Below are 16,879 nucleotides of genomic sequence, written 5' to 3' on the forward strand. Positions count from 1 at the left end.
GTCACAGTGCGGGGGAACGGCGGGGTCGACAGTTCGTTCGCGTGATCGCCCGGGAGGGTTCGCCGGTGGCGGTACGTCAGAAGAGAGACCTGTGGCCGAGTTCCGGAGGTCTTCCGGGAACTCGGCCACGGCGTTCGTGCGTTGAGTGCGGCACAGGGCCGCCAGGGATGCGGGCAGGGGGCCGGCTCAGCGGCCGGCGGCTCCGCCGTCGGCGTTCGGGCCGGTGTAGTCGTCGCCGTAGGCGCCCTTGGAGGGGCGGCGGCGGCGCATGGGGGGCTCGACGCCGTCCGCGAGGCGGCGGGCGGTGAGGAGGAAGCCGGTGTGCCCGATCATGCGGTGGTCGGGGCGGACGGCCAGGCCCTCGACGTGCCAGTTGCGGAGCATCGTCTCCCAGGCGGTCGGCTCGTTGAAGGAGCCGATCTCACGGATGGACTCGACGGTCCGCGCGAGCTGGGTGGTGGTCGCGACGTAGCAGCAGAGGATGCCACCGGGCACGAGCGCCTTGGAGACGGCCTCCAGGCACTCCCAGGGGGCGAGCATGTCGAGCACGACGCGGTCGACGTCCGTGTCGGACAGGTTGTCCTGGAGGTCGCCGACGGTGAGCTGCCAGGCGGGGTGCGGGCCGCCGAAGTAGCGCTCCACGTTCTGCTGGGCGATCTCGGCGAAGTCCTCGCGGCGCTCGTAGGAGTGCAGCATGCCCTGGTCGCCGATGGCGCGCAGCAGGAAGCTGCTGAGCGAGCCGGAGCCGACGCCCGCTTCCACGACGCGGGCGCCGGGGAAGATGTCCGCGAAGGACAGGATCTGCCCCGCGTCCTTGGGGTAGACCACGGCGGCGCCGCGGGGCATGGACAGGACGTAGTCGGGGAGCAGGGGGCGCAGCGCGAGGTAGGCGACGTTTCCGGTGGTGCGGACAACGCTGCCCTCGGGTGCGCCGATCAGCTCGTCGTGCGGGAAGGAACCCTTGTGGGTGTGGAAGTTCTTCCCCGCTTCGAGCGTGAACGTGTAGTGGCGGCCCTTGGGGTCGGTCAGCTGAACCTGGTCCCCGACCTTGAAGGGCCCGCGCCTGCGGGCGGCACCGGTCGGTTCGGACATGTGACCAGCCTACCGGCGATTGCGGGGGCCGCCGACCACGCGCGCGTGCCTCAGCTGGGGCGGGCCATGGCCTTCACGAAGGCCCGCTCCACGTCGGCCGCGGACAGGACGCCGTAGATCTCGCCGGTCTCCTCGACGACGAGGTACTCGGTGGCGGGGGTCGCGCGCAGGGTGTCGAGGAGGTCCTCGCCGGCCAGTTCCGCGGAGACGCGCATTCCTTCGGTGAGGTCCTGGGCGAGGCCGCTGACGGAGACCCAGGGGCGGCGGTGTTCGGGGACGCCGACGATGGCGGCCTCGCGGACGAGGGAGAGGGGCTGGCCGTCGGCGTCGACGACGACCAGGGCGCGGGCGCCGGCGGCGTTGGCGCGGCGGAGGGCCTCGGAGAGGGGGGTGTCGGTCTCGACGGGTACCGCGCGGCGGGTGAGGTTGCGGGCGCGGAGGTCGGGGAGGTGCTCGCGCAGGCGGGCCATGCGGAGGCTGTTGCCCGCGCCGGTCCAGATGATCGCGGCGAGGATCGCGGCCAGGAGGGCGTCCGTGACGGTGTCCATGCCGCTGATGTCCTCGGTGTTGGTGCCGAGGGCGCCGGTCTGGGTGAGCAGCGGGAGGCCGATCAGGACGGAGACGGCGAGGGCGCGGCCGACCCAGGCGGCGGCGATGGTGCCGCTCATGGGTCTGCCGGTGATCTTCCAGACGACGGCGCGGAGCATCCGGCCGCCGTCGAGGGGGAGGCCGGGAAGGAGGTTGAAGCCGGCCACGATGAGATTGGAGACCATCAGGCCGGCCAGCAGGACTCCGGGCACGGTGCCGGGCTCCACGGGCTGCATGGCCAGGTAGAAAACGCCCGAGAGGATCAGCGAGAGCAGCGGGCCGACGAAGGCCAGCACGAACTCCCTGCCGGGGGTCTCGGCCTCCTTCTCGATCTCGGAGACACCGCCGAAGAACTGCAACTGGATGCGGCGGACCGGGAGTTTGAAGCGGAGGGCGGCGACGGTGTGGGCGAGTTCGTGCACCAGGACCGAGCCGTAGAACGCGACCGCGAAGAAGAGGGCCACGAGGTAGCGGGCGGCGCCGAGTTCGGGCAGCACGCGGTCCAACTGCCCGCCGAACACCCAGGTGATGAGCGCGGCGACGAGGAACCAGCTGGGCGCGACGTACACCGGCACCCCGAAGGGCCGCCCCATCAGCAGACCTCCACCGGGCTCCTTGGGCCGCTGCGGCGGGCGCCCCTTGGGGATGGCGGGGCCATCGGGGCGGGCGTCCGGAGGCGCGGGGAGGTGGGTGTCCGACTCTGCGTGGGCACGCGGTTCCGTGTGGGCGTGGGATCGGTCGGGGGCGCGGTCGCCGGAGGGTGGGTCGGTGGGCGGGGTGTCGTTCGAGGGTGAGCTGCCCGAGTGCGGCGGGGGCGGGTCGTCGCTCGCGGCGGGTGCGGTCGCGGGAGACGTTTCGGTGTCGTGGGCCGGTGTCGTCCCGGGCGGGGGCGATGTCTCCGCGGGGGCCGGGGGCGTCTCCGGGTGGTCAGGGGACGTGTCCGCGTGGGCCGGGGGCGTGTCCGCGTGGGCCGGGGGCGTGGTCGGGCCCGTGGGGCGCTCGGCGCCGTTGCGCGGGGTGTCGTCGTGTTGCGGTTCGGGGGTGCCGGGATCGGCGGTCGGGGTCGTGGCGTGTTCGGTCGGCTCGTCGTTGCCGGACCGCGGCTGTGCGCTGCCGCCGCTCTCGTCCACGGTGTCCCCTCGTTCGAAGCGTCCTCCGCGCCAGCCGGGCGGAGGGGTCTCGGGTCGATGGTATGCGGCGGTCGCGACGCGTTCCGCCCCGGCACCCCCCGTGTTTCCCCGGCTGTCGCGGGCGCGTGGGCCGGGGGCGGGTCACTGTCAGTGGCGGGCCGTAAGGTCTGTGGCATGGAGACGAGTGCGGAGGGCGTCGCGGGGACGGTCGGCGACGAGGGCGTTGCGGCGGGGCCGGGCGCGGAAGCGGCGGTGCGGACGGGTGCGGTGGGCGTGGCCGAGCGGGTCGCCGCGGCGCCCGCCTCGCTGTCGCCCTCGCGTGCCGGTGACTTCATGCAGTGCCCGTTGCTGTACCGGTTCCGGGTGATCGACCGGCTGCCCGAGAAGCCCAGCGAGGCGGCGACGCGCGGGACCTTGGTGCACTCGGTCCTTGAGCGGCTCTTCGACGCGCCGGCCGCCGAGCGTACGGCTCCGCACGCCAAGTCGCTGATCCCGGGTCAGTGGGACCGGCTGCGGGAGACCCGGCCGGAGGTCGTGGAGCTGTTCGCCGACGATCCGGAGGGCGAGCGGTTGGCGCGCTGGCTCGGGGAGGCGGAGCGGCTGGTGGAGCGCTGGTTCTCCCTGGAGGATCCGACGCGGCTGGAGCCCGCCGAGCGCGAGATGTTCGTGGAGGCCGAGCTGGACTCGGGGCTGAAGCTGCGCGGGATCATCGACCGGGTCGACGTGGCGCCCACGGGCGATGTGCGGATCGTCGACTACAAGACGGGCAAGGCGCCCCGGCCCGAGTACGCCGAGGGCGCGCTGTTCCAGATGAAGTTCTACGCGCTGGTGGTCTGGCGGCTGAAGCAGGTCGTCCCTAGGCGGCTCCAGCTGGTGTATCTGGGCAGCGGGGACGTGCTGACGTACGACCCCGACCTCGCGGATCTGGAGCGGGTGGAGCGCAAGCTGCTGGCGCTGTGGGAGGCGATCCGGCTGGCCACGGAGACGGGCGAGTGGCGGCCCCGGCCGACCAAGCTGTGCGGCTGGTGCGACCACCAGGCGGTGTGCCCGGAGTTCGGCGGCACTCCCCCGCCGTATCCGCTGCCGGTGCGGGCGCCCGGCGGCGGCACTTCGGGCGAGGGCGCGGCGACGGCACCGGACGGTGACTCCACGGAGGGCTAGCGCCTGTCCTGCGGCCGACGACGCTTCGGCCCCCGAGCCGACAGTCCACGAGCCGACAAGCACAGCGGCCCGGTCGGGTCCGTGGAGGTCGGGCAGGGCAGAATGGGGCCGGGCTAGCGAAGGAGACTCACGTGGCCATCCGCGTCCTACTTGTCGATGACCAACCGCTGCTGCGCACCGGGTTCCGGATGATTCTGGAGGCGGAGCAGGATCTGGCGGTCGTCGGCGAGGCCGGTGACGGTCTACAGGCGCTCGACCAGGTGCGGGCCCTTCAGCCCGACGTGGTGCTGATGGACATCCGGATGCCGCGGATGGACGGGGTGGAGGCGACCCGGCAGATCACCGGTCCCGGTCGGGACGGCCCGGCGAAGGTGCTGGTGCTGACCACCTTCGACCTCGACGAGTACGTGGTGGAGGCGTTGCGGGCCGGTGCCAGCGGCTTCCTGCTGAAGGACGCCCCGGCCAACGAACTGGTGCAGGCGATCCGGGTGGTGGCGGCCGGCGAGGCCATGCTCGCGCCGAGCATCACGCGGCGGCTGCTGGACAAGTACGCCGGTCATCTGCCGTCCGGTGACGAGCCGGTGCCGGACGCCCTGCACACGCTGACCGAGCGTGAGGTCGAGGTGCTGAAGCTGGTGGCGCGCGGGCTGTCGAACGCCGAGATCGCCGCCGACCTGTTCGTCAGCGAGACCACGGTCAAGACGCATGTGGGGCACGTCCTCACCAAGTTGGGCCTGCGCGACCGGGTGCAGGCCGCGGTGTACGCGTACGAGAGCGGTCTGGTGCGTCCCGGCGCCCAGTAGTCGCCGTTGGACCGGGTACGAGCGGAGAGGGCGCCCCTTCCTGACAGGGGCGCCCTCTCCGTGTCTGCGGGGGCGGATTCGGTTCCTCGTCTGCGGGGGGGGATTCGGTTCCTCGTCGCGTCGACAGGCCAGTGGCCGGCCCCGCCGCGATGGGCGGGACCGGCCACTGGTGGAGCCGGCTCACTGGGTTGCCGGGCGGTCACACGCCTCGGCCGAGCTCCCAGAGCTGGAGGGTCGAGGACGAGTTGAGCACGTACGCCGTGCCCGTGATGTCGTCGCGGGCGGCCACGTACTGCTTGCCCTGCCACAGCGGGATCAGCGGGACGTCCGTGGCGACGATGTCCTGGATGGTGGTGAGGCTCTTGGCGGCAGCGAGCCGGTCCGCCTCGCGGCGGGACTCCGGGATCAGGGTCTTGATGATCTCGGGGTTGCTGTACGGCAGCTTGAGGAAGTTGTCCGTGTCGAGGAACGGCGCGAGGTAGTTGTCGGCGTCGGGGAAGTCGGGGAACCAGCCCATGCCCCAGACGTCGTAGGCGCCCTTGCGCTCGGCCGGGACGAACGTGGACCAGGGGTCGCCCTTGATGGTCACGTCGAACAGGCCGCTGTTGTTGAGCTGCGTCCGCAGCTGCTCGAACTCTTCCTTGGTGGCCGAGCCGTAGTGGTCGGTCGTGTAGTGCAGCGTGAGCTTCACCGGGGTGGTGATGGCGGCCTTCTCCAGAAGGGACTTGGCCTTGGAGACGCTCGGGTTGCCGTACTTGTTGAAGAACGAGTTCGAGTGGCCGGTGATGGTCGCGGGGACCATCGAGTAGAGCGGCTCGGCCTCGGTGCCGTAGACCTTGGAGACGAGTTCGCCGCGGTCGATGAGCTGGGCCATCGCCTCGCGCACGGCCTTCGTCTTGACGGTCGCGGCGTCGGTGTTGAAGGCCAGGTAGCGGATTTCGAGTCCGGGCATCTCGACGAGGTCGACGTCGCCGTTCGAGTCGTCGTCGAGCTTCTGGATCTGCTCGGGCGACATGGTGCGCGTCATGACGTCGATGTCGCCCTTGTTGAGCGCGCTGCCCATGGAGTCGGCGTCCGAGAAGGAGCGCATCTCGACCTTGTTGTTGTTCACCTGGAGCGTCCCCTTGTAGTTGGGGTTCTTGGTGAACGTGGCCGTGGTGATCGCGTCGTCCTTCTGGGCGACCGAGAGCGTGTAGGGGCCGGAGCCGTCCACGCCGAAGCCGTCGCGCAGCTTGTCCTTCTGGTAGTCGTCGGGGTTCACGATGCCGGCGACCGGGGTGGACAGCTTGTACGGGAAGGTGGCGTCGGCCGTCTTCAGGTGGAAGATGACCTCGCGGTCGCCCTGGGTCTCGACGGTGTCGACGGTGGACAGCAGGGCGAAGACACCACTGTCGGCCTTGATGCGCATCGCGCGGTCGATGGAGTACTTCACATCGGCCGCGGTGATCTTGTCGCCGTTGGCGAACTTCAGGCCCTCGCGCAGGGTGCAGGCGTAGCGCTCGCTGCCGGTGTCGGTGAAGCCGCACTTCTCGGCGGCCTCGGGGACCGGGTCGCCCTCGCCCTTGGGCTGGATCATCAGGGTCTGCACGGTCTGGCGCAGGATGTTCCAGGTGCCGACGTCGTAGGCGTAGGCGGGGTCGAGCGGTGCCGGAGCGTCCTTCGTCGCCTCGAACCGGTCCGTGGTGCCGACGATTATCGCACCGTCGCCGGAACTACCGCTGCCGGAACCGCCACAGGCGGCCAGCACCGGCGCGAGCAGGCCTACGACGGCCGGCAGCACCAAAGTCTTGCGGTTCATGCTCGAAGTTCTCCAGAGCTGTTCGATTCCGTGTACCCGGCATGCATAGGGTGGTGACACCGATCACGGGGGCAAGGGCGATGTTCTCGCGTTGAGATTAGTCCGGACCCGCACGGGGGTTCACGGCCACCGTAGTTGAGTTCCCATCACGCTGCGGAACCGGCTGTGGACGGACCGGAAACCCGTCGACGGAAGGATTAGTGCAGCGTTTCACCAATCGGGACACAACGGTGCGCGATCAGCCGCAGAAATGGGATGAACAGCACAGCATGGCGGCGATGTCGACTCCCGTACACGTGGGGAACCTCACACCCTCAACTCGGTTGGAGAGCACCGGAATTCGACCGGTCGACCGAGCGTGAATTCATTTCCCATTGGATTTTGCACGCTCGGTGAACGGCCGACGCATTTCCGTCATCGCTCGGTCATCAGTCCCCGCAGAAATGCCAGGTCGACGGCTTCCAGCGAGCTCACGACGGTGCGCCGGGCGGCCGGGGCGATGGGCTGCACGGACGGTACGGCCACCACCAGACAGCCCGCCGCCTCGGCCGCCGCGACCCCGGTCGCGGTGTCCTCCACGACCGCGCAGCGGGCCGGGTCGACGCCCAGGCGGGCGGCGGCGAACAGATACGGGTCGGGGTGCGGCTTGGTGCGCGCGACCTCGTCGCCGGCGACCGTCAGCGCGAAGTGCTGGGGGCCGAGCGCGGTCAGGACGCGGTCGATGATGCGCCGGTGCGAGGCGGAGACCAGGGCGGTGGGGATCTCGTACTCGGAGAGTTCGGCCAGGAGTCTGGCGGCACCCGGCATCAGCGGCAGGGCCCGTCCGATGCGGTCCTCGAAACCCGCGTTGAGCAGGACGGACAGCTCGGCGAGGGTGATGTCGGCGCCCGTGGCCTCGATCAGGAAGCCGGCGCTGCGGGTCATGGGGCCGCCGACCACGACATGGCGCCAGGAGTCGTCGAGGGTGTGGCCGAGGGCGCCGAAGACCTCGACCTCGACGTCCCACCAGAAGCCCTCGGTGTCCACCAGGGTGCCGTCCATGTCGAGGAGTACGGCCTGGAGTGCGGAGCCTTCGGCCGTACGGGTTCCGAGCGCGGGGACCGTGCTGGTCATCCTGGCGCACCTCCTTGAGGGACGATCAGGCCGGCCGCCTCTTTTTCACAGAGAGGCGACCGGCCTGCGGTGGACCGACCAGTGTACGACTTATCCGATCAACGTGCGTTGAAGTATTTCGCCTCGGGGTGGTGGATGACGATCGCGTCCGTGGACTGCTCCGGGTGCAGCTGGAACTCCTCGGACAGGTGGACGCCGATGCGCTCGGGCTCCAGGAGGTCGGCGATCTTCGCGCGGTCCTCCAGGTCGGGGCAGGCGCCGTAGCCGAGGGAGAAGCGGGCGCCCCGGTACTTGAGGGCGAACATGTCCTCGACGTTCGCCGGGTCCTCGCCGGCGAAGCCCAGTTCGGAGCGCACGCGCGCGTGCCAGTACTCGGCGAGTGCCTCGGCCAGCTGGACGGACAGGCCGTGCAGTTCGAGGTAGTCGCGGTAGGCGTTGGCCTCGAAGAGCTTGGCGGTCTCCTCGCCGATGCGGTTGCCCACGGTGACGATCTGGAAGCCGACGACGTCGGTCTCGCCGGACTCCTCCGGGCGGAAGAAGTCGGCCAGGCAGAGGCGGCGGCCCCGGCGCTGGCGCGGGAAGGTGAAGCGGGTGCGCTCGTTGCCCTCGTCGTCCAGGACGATCAGGTCGTCGTCCTTGGACACGCAGGGGAAGTAGCCGTAGACGACGGCCGCTTCGAGGAGGTTGTCGGTCTGGAGCCGGTCCAGGAGGCCGCGCAGCCGGGGGCGGCCCTCGGTCTCCACCAGTTCCTCGTACGACGGTCCCTCGCCCGTGCGGGCCTGCTTGAGGCCCCACTGGCCCTTGAAGAGGGCGCCCTCGTCGAGCCAGGAGGCGTACTCCTTGAGCTGGATGCCCTTGATGACCCGGGTGCCGCGGAAGGGCGGGGCGGGGATCGGGTTGTCGACGGCGACGTCGGAGCGGACGTGGCCCTCCTCGGGGCGTTCCTCGACCTCGACGGGGGCGCTCGCCCGCACCCTGCGCTGCTTGAGTTCGGGCAGCTTCGCGCCCGGCAGGCCCCGCTTGACGCCGATGAGGGCGTCCATGAGGCGCAGGCCCTCGAACGCGTCGCGGGCGTAGCGGACCTCGCCCTCGTAGATCTCGTGCAGGTCCTGTTCGACGTAGGCGCGGGTCAGGGCCGCGCCGCCGAGGATGACCGGGTAGTCGGCGGCCATCTTGCGCTGGTTGAGCTCCTGGAGGTTCTCCTTCATGATCACCGTGGACTTGACCAGGAGGCCCGACATGCCGATGACGTCGGCGCGGTGCTCCTCGGCGGCTTCCAGGATCGCGGAGACCGGCTGCTTGATGCCGAGGTTGACGACGTTGTAGCCGTTGTTGGACAGGATGATGTCGACGAGGTTCTTGCCGATGTCGTGGACGTCGCCGCGCACGGTGGCGAGCACGATGGTGCCCTTGCCCTCGGCGTCCGACTTCTCCATGTGCGGCTCCAGGTAGGCCACCGCGGTCTTCATGACCTCGGCGGACTGGAGCACGAACGGCAGCTGCATCTGTCCGGAACCGAACAGCTCGCCGACGACCTTCATGCCGTCCAGGAGCGTCTCGTTGACGATGTCGAGGGCGGCGCGGGTCTCCAGCGCCTCGGCGAGGTCGGCCTCCAGGCCGTTCTTCTCGCCGTCGATGATCCGCCGCTTGAGCCGCTCGTCCAGCGGGAGGGCGGCCAGTTCCTCGGCGCGGCCCGCCGTGCGGGACTTGGTGGTGGCGCCCTCGAAGAGGGCCATCAGCTTCTGGAGGGGGTCGTAGGCCGGTTGGTCACCCTGCTGGGCGGAGCGGCGGTCGTGGATGAGGTCGAGGGCCGTCTGCACCTCCTCCTCGGTGAAGCGGGCGATCGGGAGGATCTTCGAGGCGTGCACGATCGCCGAGTCGAGGCCCGCCTTGACGCACTCGTCGAGGAAGACGGAGTTGAGCAGGACGCGGGCGGCCGGGTTGAGGCCGAAGGAGATGTTGGACAGGCCGAGCGTGGTCTGGACGTCGGGGTGCGCGGCCTTGAGGCGGCGGATGGCCTCGATGGTGGCGATGCCGTCGCCGCGGGACTCCTCCTGGCCGGTGCAGATGGTGAAGGTCAGGGTGTCGATGAGGATGTCCGACTCGTGGATGCCCCAGTTCGTCGTGAGGTCCTCGATCAGCCTTTCGGCGATGGCGACCTTGTGCTCGGGGGTGCGGGCCTGGCCCTCCTCGTCGATGGTCAGCGCGATGAGCGCGGCGCCGTGCTCCTGGGCGAGCCGGGTGACCTTCGCGAAGCGGGAGTCGGGGCCGTCGCCGTCCTCGTAGTTGACGGAGTTGATGACCGCGCGGCCACCGAGCTTCTCCAACCCGGCCCGGATGACCGCGACTTCGGTGGAGTCGAGGACGATGGGCAGGGTGGAGGCGGTGGCGAAGCGGCCGGCCAGTTCCTCCATGTCGGCGACGCCGTCGCGGCCCACGTAGTCCACGCAGAGATCCAGCATGTGGGCGCCCTCGCGGATCTGGTCGCGGGCCATCTCCACGCAGTCGTCCCAGCGGGCGTCCAGCATGGCCTCGCGGAACTTCTTCGAGCCGTTGGCGTTGGTGCGCTCGCCGATCGCCATGTAGGCGGTGTCCTGGCGGAACGGGACCGTCTGGTAGAGCGAGGCGGCGCCGGGCTCGGGCTGGGGGTGGCGCTCGACGGGCTCCAACTCGCGGACGCGCTCGACGAGTTGGCGCAGGTGCTCGGGGGTGGTGCCGCAGCAGCCGCCGACGAGGTTGAGGCCGTAGTCCTGGACGAAGTGCTCCTGGGCCTCGGCCAGGCCCTCGGGGTCGAGCGGGAAGTGGGCGCCGTCCTTGGTGAGGATGGGCAGGCCGGCGTTCGGCATGCACAGCAGCGGGGTCCGGGAATGGCGGGCCAGGTAGCGCAGGTGCTCGCTCATCTCGGCCGGGCCGGTGGAGCAGTTGAGGCCGATCATGTCGATGCCGAGGGGTTCCAGCGCGGTGAGCGCGGCGCCGATCTCGGAGCCGAGCAGCATGGTGCCGGTGGTCTCGAAGGCCATGGAGACCAGGAGGGGGACGTCGACGCCGGTCGCCTCCATGGCGCGGCGGGCGCCGAGGATCGAGGACTTCGTCTGGAGCAGGTCCTGGGTGGTCTCGACGATGAGGGCGTCGGCGCCGCCGGCGAGGAGGCCTTCGGCGTTGGCCTGGAAGCCGTCGCGCAGGGTGGTGTAGCCGATGTGGCCGAGGGTGGGCAGCTTGGTGCCGGGGCCGATGGAGCCGAGGACCCAGCGGCGGCGGCCGTCGCGGGCGGCGAAGTCGTCGGCGGTCTCGCGGGCGATGCGGGCACCGGCCTCGGAGAGTTCGTGGACGCGTTCGGCGATGTCGTACTCGGCCATGGCGGAGTGGTTGGCGCCGAAGGTGTTGGTCTCGACGCAGTCGACGCCCGCGCCGAAGTACTCCTCGTGGACCGAGCGCACGATGTCGGGGCGGGTGATGTTCAGGATCTCGTTGCAGCCTTCGAGGTTCTCGAAGTCTTCGAGAGTGGGCTCCTGCGCCTGGAGCATGGTGCCCATGGCTCCGTCGGCGACCACCACGCGGGTGGCGAGTGCCTCTCGGAGCTCGGACACACGGGTCCGGCTGTCGGCAGAAGGGGTCAGTGGCGACGAGGCCATGAAGGGGCTCCCTGGAGTGCGACGGCTGTCGGCTTTGCGGCTTCCTCGGGAACCTCTCACGGAACCCCCCGAGGAGCTTGCACGCCGCAAGGGTAACGGGGTCGGGCGGCAGAATGCTCGACACTTCCAGGGGGTGGACCGGGGTGACGGGTGGATCAAGCCGGTCCCGGCTCCCGCGACGCGTGATCTGACAGGTGTTGACCAACCATTGGCGGGAGGTCGACATGGACCGGTAGTGTTCGACATTGCCGAACGGCGGCGGCAGCGCCGCCCATCGGCGGTCGAACGGGACGGAGGCAGTACGGCGATGGCACGGAACATCCAGTCGCTCGAACGGGCGGCAGCGATGCTGCGCCTGCTCGCGGGCGGCGAGCGACGGCTCGGCCTCTCGGACATCGCCTCGTCCCTCGGCCTGGCCAAGGGCACCGCCCACGGCATCCTGCGCACCCTCCAGCAGGAGGGCTTCGTCGAGCAGGACGACGCCTCCGGGCGCTACCAGCTGGGCGCGGAACTGCTGCGCCTGGGCACCACCTACCTCGACGTGCACGAGCTGCGCGCGCGTGCCCTGGTGTGGACGGACGACCTGGCCCGCTCCAGCGGCGAGAGCGTGCACCTGGGGGTCCTGCACCAGCAGGGCGTCCTGATCGTGCACCACGTCTTCCGGCCCGACGACAGCCGCCAGGTCCTGGAGATCGGCGCCATGCAGCCGCTGCACTCCACGGCCCTGGGCAAGGTCCTGTCGGCCTACGACCCGGTCGCGCACAGCGAGGCCCTGGAGGCCGACCGCAAGCCCTTCACCGAGCGCACGGTGTCCGAGCTGGCCGACTTCGAGCACGTCCTGGACGTGACCCGCGCGCGCGGGTACGCGGCCGACGTCGAGGAGACCTGGGAGGGCGTCGCGTCCGTCGCCGCGCCCATCCACGACCGGCGGCGCATGCCGGTGGGCGCGGTCGGCATCACCGGGGCGGTGGAGCGGCTGTGCCGACCCGACGAGGACGGCGTACTGCGGCCCGAGCTGATCGCGGCGGTGCGGGACTGCGCCCGCGCGGTGTCGCGGGACCTGGGCGCCGGGCGGTTCTGAGCCCCGGCCGGCCCAGCGGATTCACAGCGAGAACTCACCGGAACGTCATGGGGACGTTCCGGCCTTAGTCGTACTCTGGACGTCAAAGTCGGTCAAAACGCCAAATCACCACACACGGTGTCCACGTGATAGCCGTCCGCATCGACCGTTCGATCGATAGCCCACAGCAATCAATAACGATCGTGTTTTCGATAACAGCACTCTTGACGCGCCTGTAACCCCGGAGCAAGACTCCCGTCCATCGGTCGGCATTGTCGAACACCTACCGGCAATACGCGCTAGAGTGTGGCAACGCCAAAGGCCGGCATCGCTCTCACCCCCGAGGGCGCACGAACCCCCGGCGGGACCCGGGGTTCGGCTTCCCTGGACGAAGGACAAAGGAGTCGCGGGTGTCCAGCTCCGACATCTTCATCGGCGAGACCATAGGTACCGCCGTACTCATCCTGCTCGGCGGTGGCGTCTGCGCCGCCGTCACGCTGAAGGCCTCCAAGGCACGTAGCGCCGGCTGGCTCGCCATCGCCTTCGGGTGGGGTTTCGCCGTCATGACGGCCGTGTACATCTCGGCACCGCTCTCCGGTGCCCATCTCAACCCGGCCGTGACGCTCGCACTCGCGATCAAGGACGGTGGCTGGGACAACGTCCCGATCTACTGGGCCGGGCAGCTGCTCGGCGCCATGATCGGCGCGACGCTCGTCTGGGTGGCCTACTACGGCCAGTTCCAGGCGCACCTGACCGACAAGGAGATCGTCGGCGAGCCGGCGGCCAAGTCCGTCGAGGCCCAGGAGAAGGGCGCGGGCCCGGTGCTCGGCATCTTCTCCACCGGCCCCGAGATCCGCAACGTGGTGCAGAACCTCGCCACGGAGATCATCGGCACGATCGTCCTGATCCTCGCCATCCTGACGCAGGGCCTCAACGCCAACGGAAACGGTCTCGGCACCCTGGGCGCCCTGATCACCTCGTTCGTGGTCGTCTCCATCGGTCTGTCGCTCGGCGGCCCCACCGGGTACGCCATCAACCCGGCCCGTGACCTGGGCCCGCGCATCGTGCACGCGCTCCTGCCCCTGCCCAACAAGGGCGGCTCCGACTGGAGCTACGCGTGGATCCCGGTGGTCGGTCCGCTGATCGGCGGCGCGATCGCTGCGGGTATCTACAACCTCGCCTTTGCTTAGAAGCAGAATTCCAAGCACTTCCAAGCACTGAAGCAGCCGTAGCACCAGTCCTCATGACCACGGAACCCCTCAGGAGCACACAGTGACCGACGCCCACACCGCCGGACCGTTCATCGCGGCCATCGACCAGGGCACGACCTCCAGCCGCTGCATCGTCTTCGACCGGGACGGCCGTATCGTCGCCGTCGACCAGAAGGAGCACGAGCAGATCTTCCCGAAGCCGGGCTGGGTCGAGCACAACGCCACCGAGATCTGGACAAACGTCCAGGAAGTCGTCGCCGGAGCCATCGAGAAGGCCGGCATCACCCGCGACGACATCAAGGCCATCGGCATCACCAACCAGCGCGAGACCACGCTGCTGTGGGACAAGAACACCGGTGAGCCCGTCCACAACGCCATCGTCTGGCAGGACACCCGCACCGACGCGCTCTGCAAGGAGCTGGGCCGCAATGTCGGCCAGGACCGCTTCCGCCGCGAGACCGGCCTGCCGCTGGCGAGCTACTTCGCCGGCCCCAAGGCCCGCTGGCTGCTCGACAACGTCGAGGGCCTGCGCGAGCGCGCCGAGGCCGGCGACATCCTCTTCGGCACCATGGACACCTGGGTCATCTGGAACCTGACGGGCGGTGTCAACGGCGGCAAGCACTACACCGACGTCACCAACGCCTCCCGCACCATGCTGATGAACCTGCACACCCTGGCCTGGGACGACAAGATCGCCGAGTCCATCGGCGTCCCGCTGAACATGCTCCCCGAGATCCGCTCCTCCGCCGAGGTCTACGGCGAGGTCACCGGCGGGAGCCTCGGCGAGCTGCTCGGCGGCATCCCGGTCGCCTCCGCGCTCGGCGACCAGCAGGCGGCCCTGTTCGGCCAGACCTGTTTCTCCGAGGGCGAGGCCAAGTCCACGTACGGCACCGGCACCTTCATGCTGATGAACACCGGTGAGAAGATCATCAACTCCTACTCGGGCCTGCTGACCACGGTCGGCTACCGGATCGGCGACGAAGCGCCGGTCTACGCCCTGGAGGGCTCGATCGCCGTCACCGGTTCGCTGGTGCAGTGGATGCGCGACCAGATGGGCCTGATCTCCACCGCCGCCGAGATCGAGACGCTCGCGCTCTCGGTCGAGGACAACGGCGGCGCCTACTTCGTGCCGGCCTTCTCCGGTCTGTTCGCCCCGTACTGGCGCTCCGACGCCCGCGGTGTGATCGCCGGCCTGACCCGGTACGTCACCAAGGCGCACCTCGCGCGTGCCGTCCTGGAGGCCACCGCCTGGCAGACCCGTGAGATCACGGACGCCATGACGAAGGACTCCGGCGTCGAGCTGGCCGCGCTCAAGGTCGACGGCGGCATGACCTCCAACAACCTGCTGATGCAGACCCTCTCCGACTTCGTGGACGCCCCCGTGGTGCGCCCGATGGTCGCCGAGACCACCTGCCTCGGCGCCGCCTACGCCGCCGGTCTCGCCGTCGGCTTCTGGACCAGCACCGACGACCTGCGCGCCAACTGGCGCCGGGCCGCCGAGTGGACCCCCAACATGGCCGCGGAGAAGCGCGACCGTGAGTACAAGAGCTGGCTCAAGGCCGTGGAGCGGACCATGGGCTGGCTCGACGACGAGGAGTAAGAACCCCACATGACCAGTCAGTCCACCCGACAGTCCGTGCCTGCCCTCGGTACGCACCCGGCCTCCGGCTCGAACCCGAGCCGGGCCGAGACCCGGGAGCAGCTCTCCAAGGCGACGTACGACCTCCTCGTCATCGGCGGCGGCATCCTGGGCATCTCCACCGCCTGGCACGCCGCGCAGTCCGGGCTGCGGGTGGCCCTGGTCGACGCCGGCGACTTCGCCGGCGCCACCTCCTCCGCCTCTTCCAAGCTGCTCCACGGCGGTCTGCGCTACCTGCAGACCGGCGCGGTGAAGCTGGTCGCGGAGAACCACTTCGAGCGCCGTGCGGTCTCCCGCCAGGTGGCCCCCCACCTGGCGAACCCGCTCACGTTCTACCTCCCCGTGTACAAGGGCGGTCCGCACGGTGCGGCGAAGCTCGGGGCGGGCGTCTTCGCCTACTCCGCGCTCTCCGCGTTCGGCGACGGCGTCGGCCACCTCCTGTCCCCCGCGAAGGCGGCGCAGGACGTGCCCGAGCTGCGCACCCAGAACCTCAAGGCCGTGGCCGTGTACGGCGACGACCAGATGAACGACGCCCGCATGGCGCTGATGACGGTCCGCGCGGCCGTCGAGGCGGGCGCGGTCGTCCTCAACCACGCCGAGGTCACCGGTCTGCGCTTCACCCAGGGCCGGGTGACCGGCGCGGAGCTGCGCGACACCACCTCCGGCGACGAGTTCGGCGTGAGCGCCCGCCTGGTGCTCAACGCGACCGGCCCGTGGGTGGACCACCTGCGCAAGATGGAGGACCCGAACGCGGCGCCCTCCATCCGCCTCTCCAAGGGCGCGCACCTGGTCCTGAAGCGGACCTCCCCGTGGAAGGCGGCGCTGGCCACCCCCATCGACAAGTACCGCATCACCTTCGCCCTCCCCTGGGAGGACATGCTGCTGCTCGGCACGACCGACGAGGAGTTCGAGGGCGACCCGGCGGACGTCTCGGTCACCGAGCAGGACATATCGCAGATCCTGGACGAGGCCGCGTTCTCGGTCCGCGACCAGCAGCTCTCCCGTGACCTGATCACGTACTCCTTCGCGGGCCTGCGCGTGCTGCCGGGCGGTCCCGGCAGCACGGCCAAGGCCAAGCGCGAGACGGTGGTGACCGAGGGCAGGGGCGGCATGCTGTCCGTCGCGGGCGGCAAGTGGACCACCTTCCGGCACATCGGCCGTACGGTCATGCAGAAGCTGGAGGCCCTCCCCGGCCGCCCGCTCGGCGAGGACTTCGAGCCGATCTCCTCCCTCCCGAAGAAGCTCCCGCTGCCGGGTGTCGCCAACCCGCGCGCGGTCGCCCACCGCCTGCTCGTCGACAACCCCGCGCCGGGCCCGCGCATGGCGGCCGACACGGCGAAGCACCTGGCCACCCACTACGGCTCGCTGGCCTTCGACATCGCCCGACTCGCCAACGAGGACCCGGAGTTGGGGCAGCGCGTGCACCCCGACGCCCCGGAGATCTGGGCGCAGGTCGTCTACGCCCGCGACCACGAGTGGGCCGAGACCCAGGACGACGTCCTGCGCCGCCGCACCACCCTGACGATCCGCGGCCTGGCCACGGACGAGGTCCGCGCGAAGGTCCAGGACCTGCTCGACAAGAAGTAGTCGCCACGGCGCTCAAGGGGCGGTTCCCGGACGGGAGCCGCCCCTCGGCCGTACCGGGAACCGCC

General features: G+C 70.2%; 11 protein-coding genes. 6 read left to right on the forward strand and 5 right to left on the reverse strand.

Annotated elements, in window-relative coordinates:
- Positions 1-186: 186 nt before the first annotated feature.
- Complete coding sequence (locus ACIQPR_RS27650) at positions 187-1,092, reverse strand: tRNA (adenine-N1)-methyltransferase (protein WP_403653446.1); 906 nt, start codon at positions 1,090-1,092, stop codon at positions 187-189.
- Between the two features lie 50 nt (positions 1,093-1,142).
- Positions 1,143-2,810, reverse strand: coding sequence for a site-2 protease family protein (locus tag ACIQPR_RS27655; protein WP_403653449.1), 1,668 nt, complete (start codon positions 2,808-2,810; stop codon positions 1,143-1,145).
- 174 nt (positions 2,811-2,984) lie between these two features.
- On the opposite strand from ACIQPR_RS27655, the gene ACIQPR_RS27660 reads away from it, so the two are divergent.
- A complete protein-coding gene (locus tag ACIQPR_RS27660; RefSeq protein ID WP_403653452.1) occupies positions 2,985-3,971 on the forward strand; it encodes a RecB family exonuclease in 987 nt (328 codons plus the stop codon).
- A 131-nt stretch (positions 3,972-4,102) separates the two neighbouring features.
- A complete protein-coding gene (locus tag ACIQPR_RS27665; protein ID WP_019066105.1) occupies positions 4,103-4,774 on the forward strand; it encodes a response regulator transcription factor in 672 nt (223 codons plus the stop codon).
- Positions 4,775-4,973: 199 nt separating this feature from the next.
- Here ACIQPR_RS27665 and ACIQPR_RS27670 read toward each other — a convergent pair whose 3' ends face one another.
- The 3 genes from ACIQPR_RS27670 to metH all read right to left on the reverse strand — a co-directional run bounded on the left by ACIQPR_RS27670 (position 4,974) and on the right by metH (position 11,317).
- Positions 4,974-6,572, reverse strand: a complete 1,599-nt coding sequence (locus tag ACIQPR_RS27670) for an ABC transporter substrate-binding protein (RefSeq protein ID WP_403653455.1) — start codon at positions 6,570-6,572, stop codon at positions 4,974-4,976.
- 414 nt (positions 6,573-6,986) lie between these two features.
- Positions 6,987-7,685, reverse strand: a complete 699-nt coding sequence (locus ACIQPR_RS27675; RefSeq protein WP_403653458.1) for an HAD family hydrolase — start codon at positions 7,683-7,685, stop codon at positions 6,987-6,989.
- A gap of 98 nt (positions 7,686-7,783) precedes the next feature.
- A complete protein-coding gene (metH, locus tag ACIQPR_RS27680) occupies positions 7,784-11,317 on the reverse strand; it encodes a methionine synthase (RefSeq protein WP_403653461.1) in 3,534 nt (1,177 codons plus the stop codon).
- Between the two features lie 307 nt (positions 11,318-11,624).
- Here metH and ACIQPR_RS27685 point away from each other — a divergent pair, with 307 nt between their 5' ends.
- From ACIQPR_RS27685 to ACIQPR_RS27700, 4 genes are all read left to right on the forward strand, one after another.
- The gene (locus ACIQPR_RS27685; protein ID WP_403653465.1) at positions 11,625-12,398 is read left to right on the forward strand and encodes an IclR family transcriptional regulator; all 774 of its coding nucleotides are present in this window, start codon (positions 11,625-11,627) and stop codon (positions 12,396-12,398) included.
- A gap of 389 nt (positions 12,399-12,787) precedes the next feature.
- On the forward strand, positions 12,788-13,567 hold the full coding sequence (locus ACIQPR_RS27690) for an MIP/aquaporin family protein (RefSeq protein ID WP_403653468.1): 780 nt from the start codon (positions 12,788-12,790) through the stop codon (positions 13,565-13,567).
- Between the two features lie 82 nt (positions 13,568-13,649).
- Positions 13,650-15,188: a glycerol kinase GlpK gene (glpK, locus tag ACIQPR_RS27695; protein WP_403653471.1), complete on the forward strand. Its 1,539-nt coding sequence runs from the start codon at positions 13,650-13,652 to the stop codon at positions 15,186-15,188.
- A gap of 9 nt (positions 15,189-15,197) precedes the next feature.
- Complete coding sequence (locus ACIQPR_RS27700; protein ID WP_403653475.1) at positions 15,198-16,814, forward strand: FAD-dependent oxidoreductase; 1,617 nt, start codon at positions 15,198-15,200, stop codon at positions 16,812-16,814.
- The last annotated feature ends 65 nt before the right edge of the window (positions 16,815-16,879 follow it).

The organism is Streptomyces sp. NPDC091280, from assembly GCF_044768565.1.
GTDB lineage: Bacteria > Actinomycetota > Actinomycetes > Streptomycetales > Streptomycetaceae > Streptomyces.

Excerpts from the sequence above, each read along its gene's own strand:
- ACIQPR_RS27650 (WP_403653446.1), bottom strand. The coding sequence starts at position 1,092 with ATGTCCGAACCGACCGGTGCCGCCCGCAGGCGCGGGCCCTTCAAGGTC.
- ACIQPR_RS27660 (WP_403653452.1), top strand. The coding sequence starts at position 2,985 with ATGGAGACGAGTGCGGAGGGCGTCGCGGGGACGGTCGGCGACGAGGGC.
- ACIQPR_RS27670 (WP_403653455.1), bottom strand. The coding sequence starts at position 6,572 with ATGAACCGCAAGACTTTGGTGCTGCCGGCCGTCGTAGGCCTGCTCGCG.
- ACIQPR_RS27675 (WP_403653458.1), bottom strand. The coding sequence starts at position 7,685 with ATGACCAGCACGGTCCCCGCGCTCGGAACCCGTACGGCCGAAGGCTCC.
- metH (WP_403653461.1), bottom strand. The coding sequence starts at position 11,317 with ATGGCCTCGTCGCCACTGACCCCTTCTGCCGACAGCCGGACCCGTGTG.
- ACIQPR_RS27685 (WP_403653465.1), top strand. The coding sequence starts at position 11,625 with ATGGCACGGAACATCCAGTCGCTCGAACGGGCGGCAGCGATGCTGCGC.
- ACIQPR_RS27700 (WP_403653475.1), top strand. The coding sequence starts at position 15,198 with ATGACCAGTCAGTCCACCCGACAGTCCGTGCCTGCCCTCGGTACGCAC.